Origin of the sequence: Microvirga pakistanensis, from assembly GCF_004458765.1 — a bacterium.
Taxonomy (GTDB): Bacteria; Pseudomonadota; Alphaproteobacteria; order Rhizobiales; family Beijerinckiaceae; genus Microvirga; species Microvirga pakistanensis.
Genome location: NZ_SPJX01000187.1, coordinates 404,403 through 424,132 on the forward strand (window position 1 = coordinate 404,403; position 19,730 = coordinate 424,132).

The window sequence follows — 19,730 nt, forward strand, 5'->3', positions numbered from 1 at the left end:
ACCTTTGATGCGCTCTCCCACGCTGCTGCTCTCCCATGAAGAGCGTCAGGCCCTGCTCGCCCTCTCCCGTTCCCCGCCCCACGCGCTGTGCTGCTGTGAGCCAAAAGGACGAAGGGACCCAGGTGAAGATGCGAGAGGACGGCAGCGAGATTGATGGAACCAGACAGCATTTTGCAACGTCCGAAGATTGCCGGAGCTGAAGCGATGGGATCCATAAAATACGCGGGCTTTCATGAGCCGCTTTCCGCCTATGGCCCTGGTGGCGCGCGCGTCAGACCGGACAGGATATCGGCCTACCCTTTTGCCGCCTCTCTCCTCGTGGCGGATGCCGTCATCCTGCTCGTGAGCGGACTGGCTCCCGTTCTTCTCTACGAGAATATCGATTCAGAATCCTATGCCCGCTACATTCAGGCCATCATCGTCACGCCCTTCATCCAGGTGCTTTCCAGCCAGGCCGTGAAGGCAAACGCGGCGAAACGCATTTTCGATTTGCAATGGTCGCTGCAGAGGGGAGTGGCTTCCGTTCTCCTGACTTTCGCGATGCTCATGGTGATCGGCGTCGCCACGAAGACGACGGTGGAATACTCCCGGGTCTGGTTCTTCTCGTGGGTTATTCTTTCCGTCAGTCTGATGGTGGCTGCGCGTATATTGCTGCTGGCATGGGTCGGAGCAAAGCTCGCGAATGGAGCGTGCCTGCAACGGGCGCTTATCGTGAGTTGCGGTGATAGCTTCGCAACCGGTAGACAACTGGCGTTGGAGACGGCCCGCTGGATACGCCCGGTCGGGGCCATCAATGTCAGCGATCTGGACTCGACGCCGGACCTTGCCCCTTACCTGAAGCAACTCAGCCCGGACGTCGTTATCCTCTGTATTCCGTTGTCTCAGATCGAGACCGCTCTCAGAAAGTTCAAGGCGCTGTCGCAACATGCGGTCGAGGTGCTCGTTCTGCCTCAAGCCGCTCTCGACCTTCGGAAAGCCATTCGGCTGCGCCGCATCGGCGATCAGACCCTGCTGCAAATCGCCGAGCCGCCACTGACCGATTGGGACATCACCGTCAAGAGGATCGAAGACGTGGTGGTCGCAAGTCTCGCGCTCGTTCTTCTGTCTCCCCTGATGCTTCTGACGGCCCTTGCGATCAGGCTGGACAGCCGGGGGCCTGTGCTCTTCAGGCAAACGAGAGCGGGATTCAACGGACAAACGATCGAGCTCTGGAAATTCAGGTCGATGTACGTCGAAGCAAGCGATCCTCACGCCTCCAGGCAAACCAGCAAGCGCGATCCGCGCGTCACGCGTGTCGGGCGCTTCATCCGCCGGACCAGCATCGATGAGCTTCCTCAGCTCTGGAACGTCCTTGAAGGGAAGATGTCCGTCGTCGGGCCGCGGCCTCACGCCCTCGCGACCTCGGCGGAGGGCAAGGCGCTCGACGCCCTCGTCGAGGAATATGTTTCCCGCCACCGGGTGAAGCCCGGCATCACCGGGTGGGCTCAGGTCAATGGCGCGCGGGGAGAGCTCCGCTCCCGTGAGCAGGTCAAGAGGCGCGTCGATTACGACCTGCACTATATCGAGAACTGGTCGCTCCTCTTCGACTTCAAGATCATCCTCATGACCGCCGTCCGGATGTGGCACGATCCGCGAGCCTATTGATCCGGCGGGTGGCGAGAAAGGCGCCGATCACGCGCCTGTCGCCCGATGCGGCAGGCGACACGCCATGGCATTCGTATGCGTTGGTCGCACGGGTTCATGGCTTCGCTTCACCGCGCGTCCAGAGCATCGTGCGGACGCAGAGGGCTGCGTCGAACGAAGCTCACCTTCAAGAAGGAAAGCATCGGATTGGTCCCAAAAGGGCAGGTCGGCTTTTCCCGTCCGATGCTCTATTTGATGGCATCGAAGATTGGCCCTGAGCATTGAGCGACGAAGATCAGGAGCAGGATGCCGATGAACCATAACCAGGAGCCGGATTTCTGAGGCTTTGCCGCCGGAGCGGCGGCAACGACGGCTTGCGGGCGAAAGACGGGAGCGGGCGGCGCCGGCAGGCGCTCGATGAGTTCGGCCGCTTCAGCCCGGACACGGCCTGCCGTGCCGATGAAGCGGAAATGCACGGGAATGCCGCCGACGAACCCGACTTCGGCCGGCTGAATCGCGGAATCGTGGTTGACCCACCAGTATTCCGTACGCTCACTCATGCTGCATCCTCTCAAAATTGGCAGGGTACTCAGCCCGTTTTGCCAGCAGGTTGTACTGGAAATCCAGAGCCATTCGGGCAACGATCAGGAAAGTGGTGGTTCAAGGAGATCCCGTGAACGTTCTGGTGACTGGAGGGGCCGGCTATATCGGCGGTCATATGGTACTGGCCCTGCGCGATGCGGGCCACAATCCGGTTGTTTTCGACAATCTTTCGACGGGCTTCCGCTGGTCGGTTCCGGAGGAGGTCCCGCTCGTCGTCGGCGATGTCGGCGATTATGAACTGGTCCTGCAGACCCTGAAAGCCCACGCCATCGACGCCATCGTGCATTTCGCAGCCAAGCTCGTGGTGCCGGAATCGGTGCGCGATCCCCTCGGCTATTACCTGAACAATACCGTCAAAAGCCGGTCCCTGCTGGCGGCGGCAGTGGCCGCCGGCATTAAGACATTCGTCTTCTCCTCGACGGCCGCGGTTTACGGCAATGCGTCCGACCGGCCGCTCGCCGAGGACGCGCCGCTGGCCCCCCTCTCTCCCTATGGCAGCTCCAAGCAGCTGACCGAGGTGATGCTGCGGGATGTGGCTGCGGCCCATGACATGCGCTTCGTGGTCCTGCGCTACTTCAATGTGGCGGGAGCCGATCCGGCGATGCGGCATGGGCAATGCACGGCGAATGCGACCCATCTCATCAAGGTAGCGGTCCAGACGGCGCTCGGCATGCGCTCCTATATGGAGGTATTCGGCACGGATTATCCGACGCCGGATGGAACGTGCATCCGCGACTACATCCATGTGAGCGACCTGATCTCGGCCCATATGCAGGCGCTCGACCATCTCCGGGGGGGAGGCGAGAGCCTCGTGGTGAATTGCGGCTACGGGCATGGCTATTCCGTATCGGAGGTGATCGATACGGTTCGCAAGGTTTCCGGGCGCCCGCTGGAGGCCCGCATCGCCCCCCGGCGCGACGGGGATCCGATCACCATCGTGGCGGATTCGACCCGCATTCGCTCGAGGCTCAATTGGCGGCCCCGGCATGACGATCTCGCGACGATCGTGGAGCATACTTTGCGCTGGGAGAACATGCTGCGCGAGAGAAACCTGAGACTCTGAACACGGCAGCGTGGAAAGATCAGGGACAATCAGAAAGACCTGGGACAAGCCGATCCTGCTAAGAACAGGTTAAGAACCTCTGCCTCTAATGCGGGGCGGCGGCCTGATTCCAGGCCACGGACGCAGAGGAGGCGGATCTGAACATGAATGCGGGCGCGACGAACGGAATCCTGCTTCTGGGGCGACTCCTGCTGGCCGGCTGCTTCCTGCCGACGGCAATCCCGAGGCTTGCCAACATATCGGGCTTCGCGGCAGCACTCACCATGAAGGGAGTTCCCTACGGGAACATTGTAGCGACCGGCATCGCGGTCGCGGAAATCGCAGCGCCGCTCGCCGTGATCCTCGGTCTTGCGCCACGCCTCAGCGCGGCCGCCCTGATCGCCACCCTGGCGGTCACCACCGGAGCCCTGCACCGGTTCTGGGAATACGGCGGCCTGAACCGCCAGGTGGAGGAGGCCCTGTTCCTCGCCAGTTCCGGGATTGCGTCCGCATTGCTGTTCTACCTGCTCGTGGGGCCGGGTGCCTGGAGCTGGCAGGGCTGGCGGAGCGGGGCGATCACCGCAAAACCTGCCAGAAAGAAGCGCCAGACGCGGGCGAGAACGGCGAAGCCCAAACCCAAACCCGCCACGGTCCGTCCGATGGAGGAGGAGGACGAATTTGCGAATGCCGCCTGACCGGCGCCGATTCAATGGTGCATAGTCTCCGTCGATCCCTGGACGCGACACGCTTTCAGCTTCAAGGTCCTGCCTTCATTCAGCCCTTAATCGACGCGATAAGGCGTGGCCGCCACGGTTTCGCGCCCGGGCGGGTTTGATTGTTTTTCGGGTTTGCAGTCGAGTCATGCTCCAGAAGTCTTTGCGCCACTCCATCGGTCTTGTCCTTGTGCTGGCATCCGTTTCGCCGGCCGCTGCGCAACAACGGGGTCCCGACCCGCTGACCCGCTTCCTCGACGGCATCTTCAAACCCGGCCAGGGGCAGGGCGCACCGGCCGCCGCTCAGCCTCAGTCGGCTCCGACCCAGCCGGCGCAGCCGACTGCGCCTGCCGTGACCGCCCCCCAGGCTCAAGCGAAACCGCAGGCGAAGCCACAAGCCAAGACCGCTGCGCCCAAGCCGAAAGCGCCAGCCCGTCAGCAGCAGGCCGCCCAGCCGCGACCGCAATCCGTCGCAGCGCCGCAGCCTGCTCCCAAGCTTGACTCCAAGCCTGACGCTAAGCCGGCCCCCACCGCGCCTGCGGTGCAGCAGGCAGCCCCGGAGCCCCCAAAGCCGGCCCCCGAACCCGAGACGCGGACGGCCGAGCCGCCGCCGGCTCCCGAGCCTGCCCCCGTCAAGGTGGCCGAGCCGCCCAAGCCCGCCCGTTCGACGCCTGCGCCCGCTCAGGCTGCGCCGACGCCCGTCGCGGCCGCCCAGGCTGCCGCCGTCACGCCCGTTTCGCCGCCAAATCCCACGTCCCCGGCGGCGGCCCTGGAGCGGGTGAACGCCTATTTCAACAACATGGACCAGATGTCCGCCTATTTCGTGCAGAAGAATCCCAACGGCCAGCAGGTGGAGGGCACGCTCTCGGTCCGGCGGCCGGGGCAACTGCATTTCGCCTATGCGCCGCCGAGCACGCTCGAGATCGTCTCCGACGGCCGCAACGTGGCGATCCGGGACAAGAAGCTCGGGACCAACGACGTCTATCCTGTGGGCCAGACGCCCTTGAAGTTCCTCGTGCAGGAAAATGTCGACCTGGCCCGGGACACCAAGGTCCGCGATGTGCAGATCGGCCGTGATGGGATGATCACGGTGAAGTTCGATGACAGCGCGACGCTCGGCGGCACGTCCAAGATCACCCTTCGCTTCGACAGCCGCGCCAGCGCGCTCAAGCAATGGACCGTGGTGGATTCCCAGGGCTACGAGACCACCGTGGTGCTCTCCGGCCTCAACGTGGTGCCCCGCAAGAACGCCAGCGCCAACTGAACCCGTGGAAAGCCCGACGTTTCGTGGGTGTTCCCCGGCCCGGGGACTAGCCTCTTCGCGGATTCGGTCTAGAACTCGGCGAAGCCTCCGGGAGGCACCACCCCTGAACAGCCGTGGCAGGTGAGCATGGTCGATCAAACAGCCCTTGGGGCTTATGCCGGTTACGTCCTCGAGGATGCGACGATTCCGGAATTGCCGAACCACTATCGGGGCAAGGTCCGCGACAATTACGATCTGCCGGACGGCCGGCGCATCATCATCGCCTCCGACCGGATCAGCGCCTTCGACATCAATTTAGCGTCCATTCCGCTGAAAGGTCAGGTGCTCACGCAGACCGCCCGCTTCTGGTTCGAGAGGACCGCGGATCTCTGCCCCAACCACATCATCGAATACCCCGATCCCAATGTGGCCGTGTGCAAGCGGCTCACCATCCTGCCCGTCGAGATCGTCGTGCGGGATTACCTGGCCGGCACCACGGGCACCTCGATCCTCTCGCTCTACAAGCAGGGGCAGCGCGAGCTCTACGGCATTCGCCTCCCGGACGGAATGCGCGACAACCAGAAGCTGCTGCAGACCATCATCACCCCCACCACGAAAGCCTTCCATGGCGGGCATGACGAACCGCTGACCGCAGGCGAGATCGTGGAACGCGGATTGCTGAGTGCCGAGCAATGGCGGACAGTGTCCGACTACGCTCTCGCGCTCTTCGCCAGAGGGCGCGACATGGCGGCGGCGCAGGGCCTCATCCTCGTCGACACCAAGTACGAGTTCGGCATCGACGAGACCGGCGCGATCATGATCGCCGACGAGATCCACACGCCCGACAGCAGCCGCTACTGGTTCGCCGAGAGCTATCGTGAGCGCTTCGAGGCCGGCGAGAGGCCAGAGAGCTTCGACAAGGATTTCGTGCGCAGCTGGGTCGTCGCCCGCTGCGATCCGTACAAGGACGCGATCCCCGAAATCCCCGCCGACGTGATCCTCGAAACCTCGCGGGTCTACATCGAGGCCTATGAGCGCATCACCGGTGCGGCCTTCGCGATGCCGGATCCCGGCGTGCCGGTCCTGGAGCGCATCCGGAAGAACCTGGCGCGGTATTTCTAGAGCATCGTGCGGACCCAGAGGGCCGCGTCAGCGAAAAGTGTATCCGGTTTTCCGCTAAAACGATGGTCACAACTTAAGAAGAAGGCATCGGATCGATCCCAAAAGTGCAAGTCCACTTTTGGGATCGATGCTTTGGCGTGACGATCCGGCTCCGTTCCACGCCCGATCGTCACTGAAGAAAGGCCCTCACGGTCTTCGCCACGTCCCGCGCCCGTTCCACGGGCAGCATGTGCGTTTCGCCCTTGAACAGCCTGAGCTGGGCTCCGGCGATCAGGCGGGCGGTCTCCTCCATCGCTTCCACGTCGAAGAACGGGTCGTGGGTCGCGCCGACGATCAGGGTGCGGGCCCGGATGGCCTGCAGCCACGATGAGTCCTCGCCGAAATTCTCGCCCGCGACGGCGTGGAGGCCGCGGACGATGATCGCGGAATCGTTCATCGTCTCGTGCAGCCTCGGCTGCTCCTGCTTGAAGCGCAGGCGCAGCAGCCAGTTGAGCCAAGGGCGGCGGAAGACGAGGCCGAATTCGCCGAGGAAGCGTTCGAAATCCCCTTGCCACGCGTACTCGATCTGCCGGTCGATGCTGCGGCGGCCCTGGCTGGAGAAGCGGTGGGCGCTCACCATTAGGATGAGATCCTTCACCAGATCGGGATGATCGGCGGCGAGGCGCGCGGCCGCGAAGCCGCCGAACGAGATGCCCAGCACGCTGGCGGGGCCGATCTCTTCGCGCAGGATCCGCGACACGTCTCCCACGATCGTGCCAACGCTGTAGCCTGCCGGCGGCGCGGAATCGTAGCCCAGCACATAGATCGTCCGATGCGAGGGCAGGAGCCGCGCAATGCGCTTGGCGTCCCGGCGCGCCCGTGCGGGCGTGGGGCGCCGGACAAAGGCTTGGCCGCCGTTCAGAACGACGATGGGATCGCCGCCCGAGCCGATTTTCACGAAGGGAATACGGCTCAGGAAAGTGCCTGTTTCGAAAGTCGTCATGGTCAAAAGCTGTCGTTGCAAGCAGACCACCGCGGCTATCGCATGCGTCGAGTGGGACTGCTTCAAATCGAAAGGAAAAACCTGCCGGAAGAGGGTCGCCGACCGATGTGCGCAATCGCACGTCATCCACACGGATGAAGCGGAGGCGATGGGCAGATTGTGGAGCCGACGGACGCTGGAAGGGCGGCGGCGGCTTGCGGGCCGGGGCGCTCTTATAGGAGCGAATACCTACGCCGTCAACTGCCAAGTTGACTACGGTGGAGGGCTTTGTCCGGATGCTCGCTCTTGTGCCTCTCCCAAGGCCAGCGCCCCTCGATTTCGACTTCGAGCGAGAAGCTCAGGAAGGTGCGGATGAGAACGATGCCGCCGAGGATGAGAAGGCTTTGGAGCGACGGCTCGATGGCGACCGTATTGATGATGTCGGCCGCCACGAGGAACTCGAGGCCTAGCAGAATCGCCCGCCCGAGGTTCGAGCGGTAGAGGTTGAAGACAGCCTCGCCGGAGCGTCCCCGCAGAAGCTGCCAGAAAACGGCCAGGGTCGCGCCGAGGGTTCCCAGAACGATGATGGCGATGCCACACATTTCGATGGCGCGTGTCGTCAGTCGCAAGGCCTGCGGGAACCAATCGTCCATGAACAATCCTTCGCGAAGAGCACGAACACTGATTCATAGGACAGCGAGCCGGCTCCTCCAGAGCGGAGGATGAAAGTCGCGCAACGTCCGGCAGCAACGCACCGATTTTGTGAGGAATCGAACCGGCGAGAAAGCGAAGGGCCGGTTCAAGGCCGGCCCTTCGCCATGATCGGCGGGCGGTCCGCTCAGTAGAAGGAGACCCGGGTCTCGTCCGGCTCGACGTCGTTGAAGGGGCTGCGTCCGTTCAGCACCACCACCGGCGAGCCCACGGGCACGCGGTTGTAGAGGTCGATCACGTCCTGGTTGAACATGCGGATGCAGCCGGACGACACCGATTGGCCGATGGACCAGGGCTCAGTCGTGCCGTGGATGCGGTACATGGTATCGGCGCCGTTGTCATAGAGGTAGAGCGCGCGCGCACCCAGCGGATTGTTGAGGCCGCCGGGCATGCCGCCGGCCCATGGAGCGTTCCGTTCGGGCTCGCGCCTGATCATCGCGGCCGTGGGTGTCCAGCGGGGCCATTCGGCCTTGCGCCCGATTCTTGCGCGCCCGGACCAGGCCAAGCCCTCCTTGCCGACGCCGATGCCGTAGCGGATCGCACGCCCGCCCTCGCGGACGAGGTAAAGGTGGCGGGCCGCAGTGTCGACCACGATGGTTCCGGGCTCTTCACGGCCGTAATAGGCGACCTCGCGGCGGAGGAAACGCGGGTCGACCTCGGAAATGTCTGTCGGCGGAAGCGGATGCGTCTCGTCGGGACGGGCGCCATACATGGCCATATAGGCGGGATCGATACGGCGGACCGCTTGCTGCGGCGGAGGTGAGGACGTCACGCAGGCGGCCAGGGCCGCCGGGAGAAGCAGGGCGCAGAGGCGAAGGGCATGTCGCAATGAAGACAAGCGTGGGGCCGTAAGAGCAAACATCAGTGGGGAAGGCTCGCAGTTTCTGGTTTTTCGCTGATGCCGCCGGCGCTTGAACACGGCAGCGGTCGTCTCAAAGGGAGTTCATAGTCCGGGTGGTGACAACAAGGTGTTACCGATATGGCCGAAATGTGGCTATGCCACGCTGTGATGAAAAGGACACAATGATTTGATGAGGTTGAAATTATTCTCCCAAGTTGAGTACAACCTCCGGGGGGCAATCACGACGATACGGCCTCCGCTTCGACGGATGTGCAAGATGCAATCGCTGTCCATTTCCACCCTGACGATCTGCGGGATTTCCGAACTGCTCGAGCAGAAGGAGAGGGCGGTCACCCATGTGCTCTCGATCCTCGATCCCGATCATCCCGATCCCGAGGCTTTCGGAGCCTATGATCCGCATCACCGCACGATCCTGCGCTTCCATGACATCATCGACCCTGTCGAGGGCATGGTCCTGCCTCAGCCCGAGCATGTGGAAGCGGTTCTGCGCTTCGCGGATGAGGTGGAGGCGGGCAAGGCCGAGCGTGCGGAAGGGCATCTGCTCGTTCACTGCCATATGGGCATCTCACGCTCGACCGCTGCGATGCTGACGCTGATGGCCCGGGCTGCGCCCGATGAGCCGGAAGACCGACTGTTCGAACGTCTGGTGGAGATCAGGCCTCAGGCGTGGCCGAATTCCCGCATGGTCGTCTTTGCGGACGACATGCTGTCCCGCAATGGCCGCCTCGTCGATGCGCTGCGCCGCCACTACGGACGCCAGATGCGGCACAAGCCGGAATTCGCCCTGTGGATGCATGAGCTCGGCCGCGGCCGCGAGATCGAGATGGCGACTTAACCGGAGACGCGGGAGGAATACTCTCGTCCGGTCTAGAAAGGCGGGCCGGTTTGGTCAGCCCGGTCGCTTCCTGCGGGAGGTTCTGGTTGGTGCGAAGGCACCAAGTCCCGTGACGTGAGCCCTGGCGCATGCTGCGCCAGGACAACGAAGGGACATGACACCATGCAACAGCAAATTTCCGTCGTGACACTGGGTGTGAGCGATCTTGCACGCTCCCGGCGCTTCTATGTCGAAGGCTTCGGCTGGAGCCCCGTCTTCGAGAACGAGGAGATCATCTTCTGCCAGATGAACGGCTTCGTGCTCGGCACGTGGCTGCGGCACGCCCTCGCGGCCGATATGCGACGGGAGGATCCCGCCGCGCCGGGCCTTTATTCTCTCGCCCACAATGTGGCTTCCCGCGCGGATGTGCAGGCCACGATGGATCGGCTGTCCCGATGCGGCGGACGGATCATGCGGCCCGCCGACGAGCCTCCCCATGGGGGATGCGCGGCTATGTGGCCGATCCCGACGAGCATGCATGGGAGATCGCGTGGAATCCCGCCTGGGCCATCGATGCCCAGGGACATGTGACATTCGGAGTCTAAGGAAGCGTCGCACCCGCCGCTCCATGCGGCGCTCGATCCTCGTCTCTCAGGTCTTGCGCAGGGTGCCGAACCGCGCGTCAGGTTTCGGATGAACGGGCAAGGGCTCCTCGCTCGCCAGTTCCTCCAGGATCGGGCAATGGGGGCGCGAATCCCCGCAGCAATGGTCGGCGAGATGCTTCAGGGTCGAGGCCATTTCCTGCAGCTCGCGGATCTTGCGCTCGAGCACGTTCACATGATCGAGCGCGATCGCCTTCACGTCCTTGCTGGCGCGCTCGCGGTCACGCCAGAGCGAGACGAGATCGGCGATCTGATCGACCGAGAAGCCGAGATCGCGGGCGCGGCGGATGAAGCGCAGGGTATGCACGTCATGGTCCGAATAGACCCGGTAGCCCGATTCCGTGCGCACGGTCTTCGGAATGAGGCCGATCGACTCGTAATAGCGGATCATCTTGGCGGAAACGCCGGAGGCCGCAGCCGCTTGTCCGATATTCATGCCACACCTTCTGCGGGTTGAGCGGCGGCCGCCTCGGGCTGCCGCGCCTGGAGAGGAGCCTCGAACCGGCGCAGGCGAAGCGCGTTGCCGACCACGAAGACGCTGGAGAGCGCCATGGCGGCCGCTGCGACCACGGGCGAGAGCAGGGTGCCGTCGAAGGGATAGAGCACGCCGGCGGCCACGGGAATCAGCACCACGTTGTAGGCGAAGGCCCAGAACAGGTTCTGCCCGATATTGCGAATCGTCGCCTGCGACAGGCCGATGGCGTTCACGACGCCACGCACGTCGCCGGACATGAGCACCACATCCGCGCTCTCGATGGCGATATCGGTGCCCGTGCCGATCGCAATGCCGATATCGGCCTCGGCGAGGGCCGGCGCATCGTTGATGCCGTCGCCCACGAAGGCGATGCGGCCATGGGCCTGGCGCAGGCGCTTCACCACCTCCACCTTGCCGTCGGGCAGCACCTCCGCGACGACCTCGTCGATGCCGATGCGCCGCGCGATGGCCGCGGCCGTCTTGCGGTTGTCGCCCGTGATCATGGCGACCTTGAGCCCCAGGGCATGCAGGGCAGCGATGGCCTCCGGGGTCGAGTCCTTGATCGGGTCGGCCACGGCCGCGATGGCCGCGAGCGTGCCGTCGATGGCGGCATAAAGCGGGCTCTTGCCCTCCTGGGCGAGACGGGCCGCCGTGTCGGAGAAGGCCGCAACGTCGAGCCCGAGCTTCCGCATGAAGCGATCGGCGCCCACATCGACCCGCCGCCCTTCGACGACCGCCGAGACGCCGAAGCCGGGGACGGCCTCGAAGCTGTCGGGGGCCGGAAGGGCGAGACCCCGGCGCTCCGCCGCCATGACGACAGCCTGCGCAATCGGGTGCTCGGAGCGGGCCTCCACGGCGGCAACGAGCCTCAGGGTTTCCGCTTCGGAAAAACCGGGGGCGGTCACGAAATCCGTCAGGTCCGGGCGGCCTTTCGTGAGCGTGCCCGTCTTGTCGAGGGCGACGACGCCGATGTCCTTCAGGCTCTGCAACGCCTCTCCCTGGCGGAAGAGAACGCCGATCTCGGCGGCGCGGCCCGTGCCCACCATGATCGAGGTCGGGGTGGCCAGACCCATGGCGCAGGGGCAGGCGATGATGAGCACGGCCACCGCGTTCACGAGCGCGAAGCTTGCCGCAGGCTCCGGCCCGAAGATGAGCCAGACCACGAAGGTCAGCGCCGCGGCCGCCATCACGGCGGGCACGAACCAGGCGGTGATCCTGTCGACCAGGGCTTGGATCGGCAGCTTCGACCCTTGGGCCTGCTCGACCATGCGGATGATCTGCGCCAGAACCGTATCGGCACCGACGCGCGTCGCCCGGAAGGCGAAGCCGCCGGTCTTGTTGATCGTGCCGCCCACGACCTCCGAGCCTTCGAGCTTCTGCACGGGCACGGGCTCGCCGGTGATCATCGACTCGTCGACGAAGGAGGAGCCGTCGACCACCACGCCGTCGACCGGCACCTTCTCGCCGGGACGGACCTGCACGGTGTCGCCGATCCGAACCTGGTCGAGCGGGATGTCCGAGGCCTCGCCGTTGCGGATTACGCGGGCGGTTTTCGGCGCGAGGCCGATCAGGCGCTTGATGGCCTCCGAGGTGCGTCCCTTCGCCTTCGCTTCGAGGAAGCGCCCGAGCAGGATCAGCGTCACGATCACGGCGGCGGCCTCGTAATAGACGTTGGCCATTCCGGCGGGCAGAAGACGCGGCAGGAAGGTTGCCACCACGGAATAGGCGTAGGCCGCGCTCGTGCCGAGCACCACGAGCGAGTTCATGTCGGGCGCCCGACGCAGCAGCGCGGGAATGCCTTTGCGGAAAAAGCGAAGGCCGGGGCCGAACAGGACGAGCGTCGTCAACGCGAATTGCAGGTGCCAGCTGGTCTGGTGGCCGAGGGTGTTCATCACCCAGTCATGGATCGCGCCGATGACATGGGAGCCCATCTCGATCACGAAGACCGGCAGGGTCAGGATGGCGGCAGCCACGAGCGAGCGCCTCAGCGCGGCAATCTCGGCCTCGCGGGCCGCGCGCTCGCGATCGGTCCGGTCATCACCCTGGCGGATCTCCGCCGCCTCGTAGCCCGTGGCGTCCACGGCCTCGATCAAGCGGCCGACAGCGTCGCTCCCGCCGAGGTAGCGCACCGAAGCGCGCTCGGTCGCGAGGTTCACTTGGGCGTCGAGAACGCCGGGCACGCGCTTGAGGGCCTTTTCGACCCGCGCCACGCAGGAGGCGCAGGTCATGCCCTGGATCGCAAGCTCCGCGTGGTTCTCCGCAGGCTCGTAGCCGGCTGTCCGGATCGCCTCGGCCACCGCCAGCGGGTCGGCCTTGTCCGGTGCGAAGGAGACGTGGGCCCGCTCGGTCGCCAAGTTCACGTTGGCGGCCGTCACCCCGTCCACGGACCGGATGGCCTTCTCGACCCGGCTGACGCAGGACGCGCAGCTCATGCCCTGGACTGGAATGTCGAAGCTCTCCGCCGCAGCGGTGCGACTGGTGACGGCCATCTTGAATCTCCGATCCACACTATGGACCCCAGGTGTAATCCTTCCAATCATGGGAAGGTCAAGAGGTTCTTTACGGTTGCGTTTTCCAGGAACTCTGACCGATGATGTGCCATTGATCCGACACGTTCGCGCCATAGGCGGCTGCGGATGGAAACGTCACCGCATGCCCGTGACGGCCATGCATGTTCATCGTCACCCTTGTTCGAGCCGGTACCGACCTTTGAAGCATAGCGATCATCAGGGACGCCCCTTTCGGATCCTCACCTATAACGTTCACCGCTGGCTGGGCACCGACAGAAAGATCTCCCCGACCCGCATCGCCGAGGTCATCGCGGAGTGCGAACCTGATATCGTGGCGCTCCAGGAGGTGAGGGTGGGCCGTACCAGGGCAGGGGAGATGGACCAGGCCGCGGGCGTGGCGGACCGGCTCGGGATGGATCTCCATTTCCAGCCCACCATCCGCATTCTGGGCGAGCAATACGGCATCGCCATCCTGACCAAGCACCCTGCCTCTCTCGTGAAGTCCGGGCGCCTGCCGACACAGTCCACGAAGCCATCCTTCGAGAAGCGCAGCGCGCTCTGGGTCCGTACCGAGATCGACGGGCAGACGGTCAACGTCATCAATGCCCACCTGTCCCTCCGTTCCGGCGAGCGCCGCACGCAAGCGGCAGCGCTCGTGGGACCCGACTGGATCGGCCATCAGGATTGTGCCGATCCGGCGATCCTGCTTGGAGACTTCAACGCGCCGCCATACTCCCGATCCTACCGCATGATCGCCAACCACCTCCGAGACGCGCAGCTTTCCAACGCCCATGGAGAACCGCAGCCGACCTTCCACACGCGGGCACCCGTGCTGCGCCTCGACCACGTGTTCGTGACGAAGTCGGTCCATGTGGTGAACGCCGCCCCGGTGAGAAATCCTCTGACCCGGGTCGCGTCCGATCATTTCCCGCTGCTGGCGGAGCTGCGCGTGCGCCAGTCTTCGAAGGCTTCCGCTTCCGGGCACAGAGGGGCGCCTGCGGGCGAGCTTCTGCCGTCGGGACACGGCAAATCGGCGAATTGAGGCGCCACGGCGTCCTGTCGCCAGAGCGATGCGATCCGGGCCGCGCAGGCACGAGCAGGACGGCGTCCTGTCGCCAGAGCGATGCGATCCGGGCCGCGCAGGCACGAGCAGGGTCAAGCGGCCCAAAAGCAACACGGGGGAGGCGGGTTCTGCTAAGGGCTTGGTACCTCTTGCCTTATTTCATGAGGGCGGCTAGGCACCCGTTGCCATGCTTCCATTGTCCGTCTTCATCATCGCCAAGAACGAGGCCGATCGGATCGGAACGACCATTCGCGCCGTTCGCGAGCTGACGGACGATCTGGTCGTGATCGATTCGGGCTCGACCGACGGCACTCAGGCGATCGCGGAAGGGCTCGGCGCCCGGGTGATCTTCAACCCATGGCCCGGCTACGGCCAGCAGAAGCGCTTCGGCGAGGATCAGTGCCGCCACGAATGGCTCCTCAACCTCGATGCGGACGAGGAGCTTTCGCCGGCTCTGCGGGAGGAGATCAGGGCTCTGTTCGCTCAGGGTGAGCCTTCCTGCCAGGCCTATGGCATCCGCATTGCGGAAACCTATCCCGGCGAGGCCGCGCCGCACCCCTTCGCCTACCGCCTCGCCCCCGTCCGGCTCTATCGCCGGGACGTGGGCCGGTACTCGCCGTCCCTGGTCCATGACCGGGTGGACCTGAAGCCGGGGACGAAGATCGGAAAGCTCAAAGGGCTCGTTCATCACCGCTCGATCCGCTCGCTCGGCGACCAGATCGCGAAGCTCAATGTCTATACCGACCAGCTCGCCCTGGATCTCGAGGTGAGGGGGGTCTCCATCCCCACCTGGCGGGTTTACTTCGAGTTTCCGGCGGCGTTCATCAAAGCCTATTTCGGGCGCCTGCATTTCCTGCGGGGCACCTACGGCTTCCTCATCGCCATGAACTACGCCATCTGGCGCCATCTGCGCCTGGCGAAGCATTATGAGAAGAAGCGCCTGAACGGGAAGGCGAAGACGAAGGCGAACAGCGCCGAACAGGCCTGAGCGCCTTCGTGGCCGGTCGCCTCACAACGCAGCCGTGACCTGGATCTCGAGGGCATAATCCGGGTCGGCGAGCTTCGCCTGCACGCAGGCGCGGGCGGGCGGGTGCCCCGGCGCGACCCAGGCATCCCAGACGGCATTCATCTCGTCGTAGGACGCCATGTCGGTCAGCCAGATGGTGGCCTGCAGGAGCTTGGACTTGTCGCTGCCGATCTCGATCAGGGACTGCTCGATCTGCGCGAGCACGTCCCGCGTCTGCTCCGTCACGGACCCGCCCAGGCTGGTCTCGGGCACGTAGCCGGAGAAGTAGGCGGTGTTTCCGAAAATCACGAGGTCGCTGTAACGGGCGGCGACGCCGATCCGCTTGATATCTGCCACAGGAGGCTCCTTTCCATTCGCGGTACCGCCTCCTACCATGGGCATGGGGAGCGGCCCAGGTTCGATGATCGGTTTTGCCCCCTCTCGGGACACTTTTTAGCCTTGACGAAGGGCGATGGTTCGCGTCTATTGCGCCACCTGCGAGGCGGGGTTGCGACACCCTGCCGGTCGCGAACGGAGACGTGGCCGAGAGGCTGAAGGCACTCGTTTGCTAAATGAGCATACCCCAAAAGGGTATCGAGGGTTCGAATCCCTCCGTCTCCGCCATTTCCCACACGATTTCAGCAGCTTGAGGTCGATCCCGGTTTGACCCGCGGCCTGAGTCTGGCCGATTGCGATCCCGCGCGCGGCCGAGACGAAAGCGGCTATCCGATCATTTCGAGAACGATCTGGCGAAGCTCTTCCCTGGTCAGACCTGACGGCTGGGGCTTGGGAGCGGCCTTGATGGAGGCGGCCTTCAGTGGCTGAGATTTCTTCTTCTGATTTTGGTTCTGGATAGACGTCGACATTAAAAATCCTATGGCCGCATCGGGGCGTCCGAGCGGCATTGCAGTGTCCGAAGCGGCGGCATGCCGCAACGGGTGAAGCCCGCTTGTGCGGGCCGCAGGTAACCATCGATGGGAACGGAGAGCAGGCTCAGAGCTCGATCGCGAGCTGGGGAGAGCAGGGCCGAACATGTCGGTTGGGTCGATCCCATATGGGGCATCGGGAGCGCCAGCACAAGGAAAAATTGGGCACTTTCGAAATAAAGAGATGCAGGCTCAGAAAGTGAAGGCGCTGCAAATCGTTACTAATCAACGTATTTCTTTCAGAAGAGCACGGCCCGGCAGAAGATCGGATCGAAATGGCCTCACGATTTATTTCGTAACGGGCCTTGTCATCGGTTGATGGAAGGTTTACCTTACCGTAATCGACATTTGGCCGGACAATCGGGCCGTACCGCCTTGGCATGCCGGGCGCACGTTCAGACACTCTCCCAAACATCGACGAACCGAGCAGGGGCGCGCTTTGGCGCGGGCCGACGCTCACGTGCACTGACGCAAACCAAGGAAGACTGCCATGATCACGGGCACCGTGAAGTTCTACAACGACCAGAAGGGCTTCGGCTTCATTCAGCCGGACAACGGCGACAAGGACGTGTTCGTCCACGCCACCGCGCTTGAGCGCGCCGGCATCCGCGGCCTGCGCGAAGGCCAGAAGGTGTCCTTCGACACGGCCGAGGACCGCCGCTCCGGCAAGGTCGCGGTCAACAACATCCAGACGGCCTGACGCGCCGTCTCCCGCGGGCGGCGGGCTCACCCAGGCCGCCCGCCAAAGCCGCCCTTCGGGAGCGGCTTTTTGCTTTTAGAGATGGATGGAGAGCCCCGCCTGGGGTCGCCGTCATTCCTCGCTTTTAGGCGCGACGTTCACCGAGACCGCAACACGCGAGAGATCATGCCATGTCACACAAGTTCAAAATCAAGCAGATGGTCCGGCTCAAGCAACCCGGCCCGGTCGACTCGCGCATGGGCTCCGCGATGGTCTACGAAGTTGTCCGGCTGATGCCTGCGGATCAAACAGGCGAGCTGTCATACCGAATCAAGTCGGGCATGACCGAGAGAGCCGTGCGGGAGAGCGAGATCCGCGGCGCCTGAAAGCCCTGACGTTCTATTCCGCCGTCCACCGCCATGCCCTGCGGTGGGCATGAGATGCCCAGACCAAGAGAGGACATTCCTTGCAGGTTCTAGTCAGAGACAACAACGTCGACCAAGCCCTTCGGGTGCTCAAGAAGAAGATGCAGCGCGAAGGTGTTTTTCGCGAGATGAAGGCTCGGAAGGCCTACGAGAAGCCTTCGGAGCGGAAAACCCGCGAGAAGGCGGAAGCCGTGCGCCGGGCCCGCAAGCTGGCCCGCAAGCAGGCGATCCGCGAAGGCTTGATCGCCGCCCCCAAGCGGCCCTCCCGTGACGCCCGAGGCCCCGGGCGCGGCGCGCGCCCAGGCGCCCCGATGGCGCCCGGCCAAGGCAGCTGAGCCTTCGCTCGGCGTGGACCTAAAGGCGTTCCGGGGATCCGGAACGCTCCTCCCGGCAGGCATGATCCCGCTTCTTGGGCGTCCATGCAGGCCGCCATCGGCCGACGCGGCCGTGCTCGATCCAAGCATCCTTTTTTGAATCCAGATACACGATGATTGCCCAGCAGGCAGGATGCGTTCTGCCGGCTCGCCATGACAGAAATATAGCGGCGATTGCCTTTATGTCAGGAAGCTGTCTTAATGGCCCCGCGGAGGGATGTCGTGAGCCAGCATGTGAAGCAGCGCCTGGAAGGCAGCCTGAATTCGGCGACGGCATCCGGCCGGGCCGTGGCGAGCTACATGCTCGCGAATCTCAACGAACTCCCCTTTGAAACCTCGGCCTCCATCGCCCACAGGATCGGCGTCAGCGAGCTGACCGTGGGACGGTTCTGCCGGTCCATCGGCTACCGGCACCTCAAGGATCTCAAGGACCACCTGCGACGGGATCTGGAAGGCAGCCCCTGGCTCATCGGCGACAGGCTCAAGGAATTCCGCAGGCGCAGCCGTCAGGATCTGGGTGAACTGACGAAAAGTTTCGATCTGGAGGTCGCCGCTCTCGTCAGGGTCTACGAATACGCACAATCGCCGGCCTTCCGCGAAGTGAGCCGGCGTCTGGCGACGGCATCACGGGTCTATGTCGCCGGCTTCCAGACGGAGAGGGGGCTTGCGGCCTCGCTGGTCCACAATCTTCAATACCTGCGCGACGGCGTGCATCTGCTTGATGCGGGCTCCGGACATTTCGCCGAGGCCCTTCTCGAAGGAGACGGCCGATCGGCTCTCGTGATCTTCGAAGCCCGGCGCTATTCGCGTCAGGCCAGGCTCCTGGCGAGGAAGGCGCATGGCCGCGGTATCCCGGTCACCCTGGTGACGGATCCCTACTGCGACTGGGCGGATGACTGCACGAGCGAGGTGTTCCGCATTCCCACGGATCTCAATCTCTTCTGGGAATCGACGGCGCCGATGCTCTCCCTGGTGCATTTGCTGCTGAACGCGGTATTCAATGAGATGGGTCCGCAGGTCGAGGAGCGGCTGAATACGATGGCCGCGCTTTATCATGAATTCGTCGGCTATACGGAACATCCGTAAGGTTGGACGTGGAGAGGACCGGAACGGTCGAAGCAACAGAGGGTACAAGAATGTACAAAGCAATTCTCGCCGCAGGAATCTGCGTTCTGGCCATGACGTCCCTGACGTCGGCCCAGGAGAAGAAGGAGATCGTCGTCGCATCGGAAGGCGCCTATCCGCCCTTCAACTCCATGGATTCCAACAACAAGCTCCAGGGTTTCGACATCGATATCACGAACGCGCTGTGCGAGAAGATGCAGGTGAAATGCACCATCGTCGCGCAGGATTGGGACGGCATGATCCCCGCGCTGCTCGCCAAGAAGTTCGACGCCATCGTCGCATCGATGACGATCACCGAGGAGCGCAAGAAGCAGATCGACTTCACCGACCGCTACTATCGCACCCCGCTGTCCGTCGCCGTTCCGAAGGACTCGAAGATCAAGGACACCACGACCGCCTCCATGAAGGGCATGAGCGTGGGCGCGCAGTCGTCCACCACGCAGGCCATCCATGCTGAGGAGGTCTACGGCAAGGCCGGGGCCGAGGCGAAGCTCTATCCGACGCAGGACGAGGCCAATGCCGATCTCGCGAACGGACGTCTGGACGCGGTTGTGTCCGACAAGTTCGTGCTGGTCGAGTGGCTCAAGAACGCCGGAAAGGATTGCTGCAAGATGCTCGGTGACATCGAGGGGACGATGTCGGAGGCCGGCATCGCGATCCGCAAGGAGGACAAGGACCTGAAGGAGAGATTCAACAAGGCGATCAAGGACATCGTCGCCGACGGCACCTACAAGAAGATCCAAAGCAAGTATTTCGAGTTCGATATCTACTAAGCCGGCCGGGCTATCGCC

Annotated in this window: 21 protein-coding genes, 1 tRNA gene and 1 pseudogene; 15 read left to right on the forward strand and 8 right to left on the reverse strand. The window is 63.9% G+C overall.

All coding sequences use genetic code 11. The features are described from left to right. The first annotated feature begins 204 nt into the window (after positions 1 to 204). Positions 205 to 1,644, forward strand: a complete 1,440-nt coding sequence (locus E4K09_RS13620) for an exopolysaccharide biosynthesis polyprenyl glycosylphosphotransferase (protein WP_166802308.1) — start codon at positions 205 to 207, stop codon at positions 1,642 to 1,644. Between the two features lie 227 nt (positions 1,645 to 1,871). On the opposite strand, the gene E4K09_RS13625 is transcribed toward E4K09_RS13620, so the two are convergent. Then, a complete protein-coding gene (locus E4K09_RS13625) occupies positions 1,872 to 2,183 on the reverse strand; it encodes a hypothetical protein (RefSeq protein ID WP_134497845.1) in 312 nt (103 codons plus the stop codon). Positions 2,184 to 2,296: 113 nt separating this feature from the next. Between E4K09_RS13625 and galE the strand changes: the two genes are divergently transcribed. The 4 genes from galE (at position 2,297) to E4K09_RS13645 (ending at position 6,346) form a co-directional block, all read left to right on the forward strand. Further along, positions 2,297 to 3,289 (forward strand): UDP-glucose 4-epimerase GalE, encoded by a 993-nt coding sequence (galE, locus tag E4K09_RS13630; protein WP_134497847.1) that lies wholly within the window; start codon positions 2,297 to 2,299, stop codon positions 3,287 to 3,289. Positions 3,290 to 3,432: 143 nt separating this feature from the next. Then, the gene (locus E4K09_RS13635; protein WP_134497849.1) at positions 3,433 to 3,963 is read left to right on the forward strand and encodes a DoxX family protein; all 531 of its coding nucleotides are present in this window, start codon (positions 3,433 to 3,435) and stop codon (positions 3,961 to 3,963) included. A gap of 166 nt (positions 3,964 to 4,129) precedes the next feature. Next, complete coding sequence (locus tag E4K09_RS30670) at positions 4,130 to 5,245, forward strand: LolA family protein (protein ID WP_134497851.1); 1,116 nt, start codon at positions 4,130 to 4,132, stop codon at positions 5,243 to 5,245. 126 nt (positions 5,246 to 5,371) lie between these two features. Then, positions 5,372 to 6,346, forward strand: coding sequence for a phosphoribosylaminoimidazolesuccinocarboxamide synthase (locus E4K09_RS13645; protein WP_134497853.1), 975 nt, complete (start codon positions 5,372 to 5,374; stop codon positions 6,344 to 6,346). 169 nt (positions 6,347 to 6,515) lie between these two features. Here E4K09_RS13645 and E4K09_RS13650 read toward each other — a convergent pair whose 3' ends face one another. From E4K09_RS13650 to E4K09_RS13660, 3 genes are all read right to left on the reverse strand, one after another. Then, entirely contained in the window at positions 6,516 to 7,328 is an 813-nt protein-coding gene (locus tag E4K09_RS13650) for an alpha/beta fold hydrolase (RefSeq protein WP_166802309.1), read from the reverse strand. Positions 7,329 to 7,564: 236 nt separating this feature from the next. Continuing rightward, positions 7,565 to 7,960, reverse strand: coding sequence for a DUF1622 domain-containing protein (locus E4K09_RS13655; protein WP_134497857.1), 396 nt, complete (start codon positions 7,958 to 7,960; stop codon positions 7,565 to 7,567). A 185-nt stretch (positions 7,961 to 8,145) separates the two neighbouring features. Further along, positions 8,146 to 8,880, reverse strand: coding sequence for a L,D-transpeptidase (locus E4K09_RS13660; RefSeq protein ID WP_134497859.1), 735 nt, complete (start codon positions 8,878 to 8,880; stop codon positions 8,146 to 8,148). A 256-nt stretch (positions 8,881 to 9,136) separates the two neighbouring features. Between E4K09_RS13660 and E4K09_RS13665 the strand changes: the two genes are divergently transcribed. Together E4K09_RS13665 and E4K09_RS13670 are read left to right on the forward strand one after the other, a co-directional pair. Further along, positions 9,137 to 9,715 carry a tyrosine phosphatase family protein gene (locus E4K09_RS13665; RefSeq protein ID WP_134497861.1) on the forward strand — a complete coding sequence of 193 codons (579 nt, stop codon included), beginning with the start codon at positions 9,137 to 9,139 and terminating at the stop codon, positions 9,713 to 9,715. A 162-nt stretch (positions 9,716 to 9,877) separates the two neighbouring features. After that, positions 9,878 to 10,299, forward strand: a pseudogene (locus E4K09_RS13670) (VOC family protein). Positions 10,300 to 10,345: 46 nt separating this feature from the next. On the opposite strand, the gene cueR reads toward E4K09_RS13670, so the two are convergent. Together cueR and E4K09_RS13680 are read right to left on the reverse strand one after the other, a co-directional pair. Beyond that, on the reverse strand, positions 10,346 to 10,792 hold the full coding sequence (gene cueR, locus E4K09_RS13675) for a Cu(I)-responsive transcriptional regulator (RefSeq protein ID WP_134497863.1): 447 nt from the start codon (positions 10,790 to 10,792) through the stop codon (positions 10,346 to 10,348). After that, positions 10,789 to 13,320 carry a heavy metal translocating P-type ATPase gene (locus E4K09_RS13680; protein ID WP_134497865.1) on the reverse strand — a complete coding sequence of 844 codons (2,532 nt, stop codon included), beginning with the start codon at positions 13,318 to 13,320 and terminating at the stop codon, positions 10,789 to 10,791. Before E4K09_RS13680 ends, cueR begins: the two co-directional genes overlap by 4 nt. 220 nt (positions 13,321 to 13,540) lie before the next feature. Between E4K09_RS13680 and E4K09_RS13685 the strand changes: the two genes are divergently transcribed. Together E4K09_RS13685 and E4K09_RS13690 are read left to right on the forward strand one after the other, a co-directional pair. Next, positions 13,541 to 14,383 carry an endonuclease/exonuclease/phosphatase family protein gene (locus tag E4K09_RS13685; RefSeq protein ID WP_193557283.1) on the forward strand — a complete coding sequence of 281 codons (843 nt, stop codon included), beginning with the start codon at positions 13,541 to 13,543 and terminating at the stop codon, positions 14,381 to 14,383. 208 nt (positions 14,384 to 14,591) lie between these two features. Then, entirely contained in the window at positions 14,592 to 15,392 is an 801-nt protein-coding gene (locus tag E4K09_RS13690) for a glycosyltransferase family 2 protein (protein WP_134497867.1), read from the forward strand. A 21-nt stretch (positions 15,393 to 15,413) separates the two neighbouring features. Here E4K09_RS13690 and E4K09_RS13695 read toward each other — a convergent pair whose 3' ends face one another. Further along, positions 15,414 to 15,767: a RidA family protein gene (locus E4K09_RS13695; protein WP_342211349.1), complete on the reverse strand. Its 354-nt coding sequence runs from the start codon at positions 15,765 to 15,767 to the stop codon at positions 15,414 to 15,416. A gap of 176 nt (positions 15,768 to 15,943) precedes the next feature. On the opposite strand from E4K09_RS13695, the gene E4K09_RS13700 reads away from it, so the two are divergent. Beyond that, positions 15,944 to 16,034: transfer RNA gene (locus E4K09_RS13700), tRNA-Ser, on the forward strand. 98 nt (positions 16,035 to 16,132) lie between these two features. Here E4K09_RS13700 and E4K09_RS13705 read toward each other — a convergent pair. Then, on the reverse strand, positions 16,133 to 16,315 hold the full coding sequence (locus E4K09_RS13705; RefSeq protein ID WP_134497869.1) for a hypothetical protein: 183 nt from the start codon (positions 16,313 to 16,315) through the stop codon (positions 16,133 to 16,135). Between the two features lie 511 nt (positions 16,316 to 16,826). Between E4K09_RS13705 and E4K09_RS13710 the strand changes: the two genes are divergently transcribed. From E4K09_RS13710 to E4K09_RS13730, 5 genes are all read left to right on the forward strand, one after another. After that, a complete protein-coding gene (locus E4K09_RS13710; RefSeq protein ID WP_116528134.1) occupies positions 16,827 to 17,036 on the forward strand; it encodes a cold-shock protein in 210 nt (69 codons plus the stop codon). 170 nt (positions 17,037 to 17,206) lie between these two features. After that, entirely contained in the window at positions 17,207 to 17,401 is a 195-nt protein-coding gene (locus E4K09_RS13715; protein WP_134497871.1) for a hypothetical protein, read from the forward strand. Between the two features lie 80 nt (positions 17,402 to 17,481). Continuing rightward, positions 17,482 to 17,775 carry a 30S ribosomal protein S21 gene (gene rpsU / locus E4K09_RS13720; protein WP_244610481.1) on the forward strand — a complete coding sequence of 98 codons (294 nt, stop codon included), beginning with the start codon at positions 17,482 to 17,484 and terminating at the stop codon, positions 17,773 to 17,775. Between the two features lie 261 nt (positions 17,776 to 18,036). Further along, entirely contained in the window at positions 18,037 to 18,900 is an 864-nt protein-coding gene (locus E4K09_RS13725) for a MurR/RpiR family transcriptional regulator (RefSeq protein ID WP_134497873.1), read from the forward strand. Between the two features lie 50 nt (positions 18,901 to 18,950). Then, positions 18,951 to 19,712 carry an ABC transporter substrate-binding protein gene (locus tag E4K09_RS13730; protein ID WP_134497875.1) on the forward strand — a complete coding sequence of 254 codons (762 nt, stop codon included), beginning with the start codon at positions 18,951 to 18,953 and terminating at the stop codon, positions 19,710 to 19,712. Positions 19,713 to 19,730: the final 18 nt, after the last annotated feature.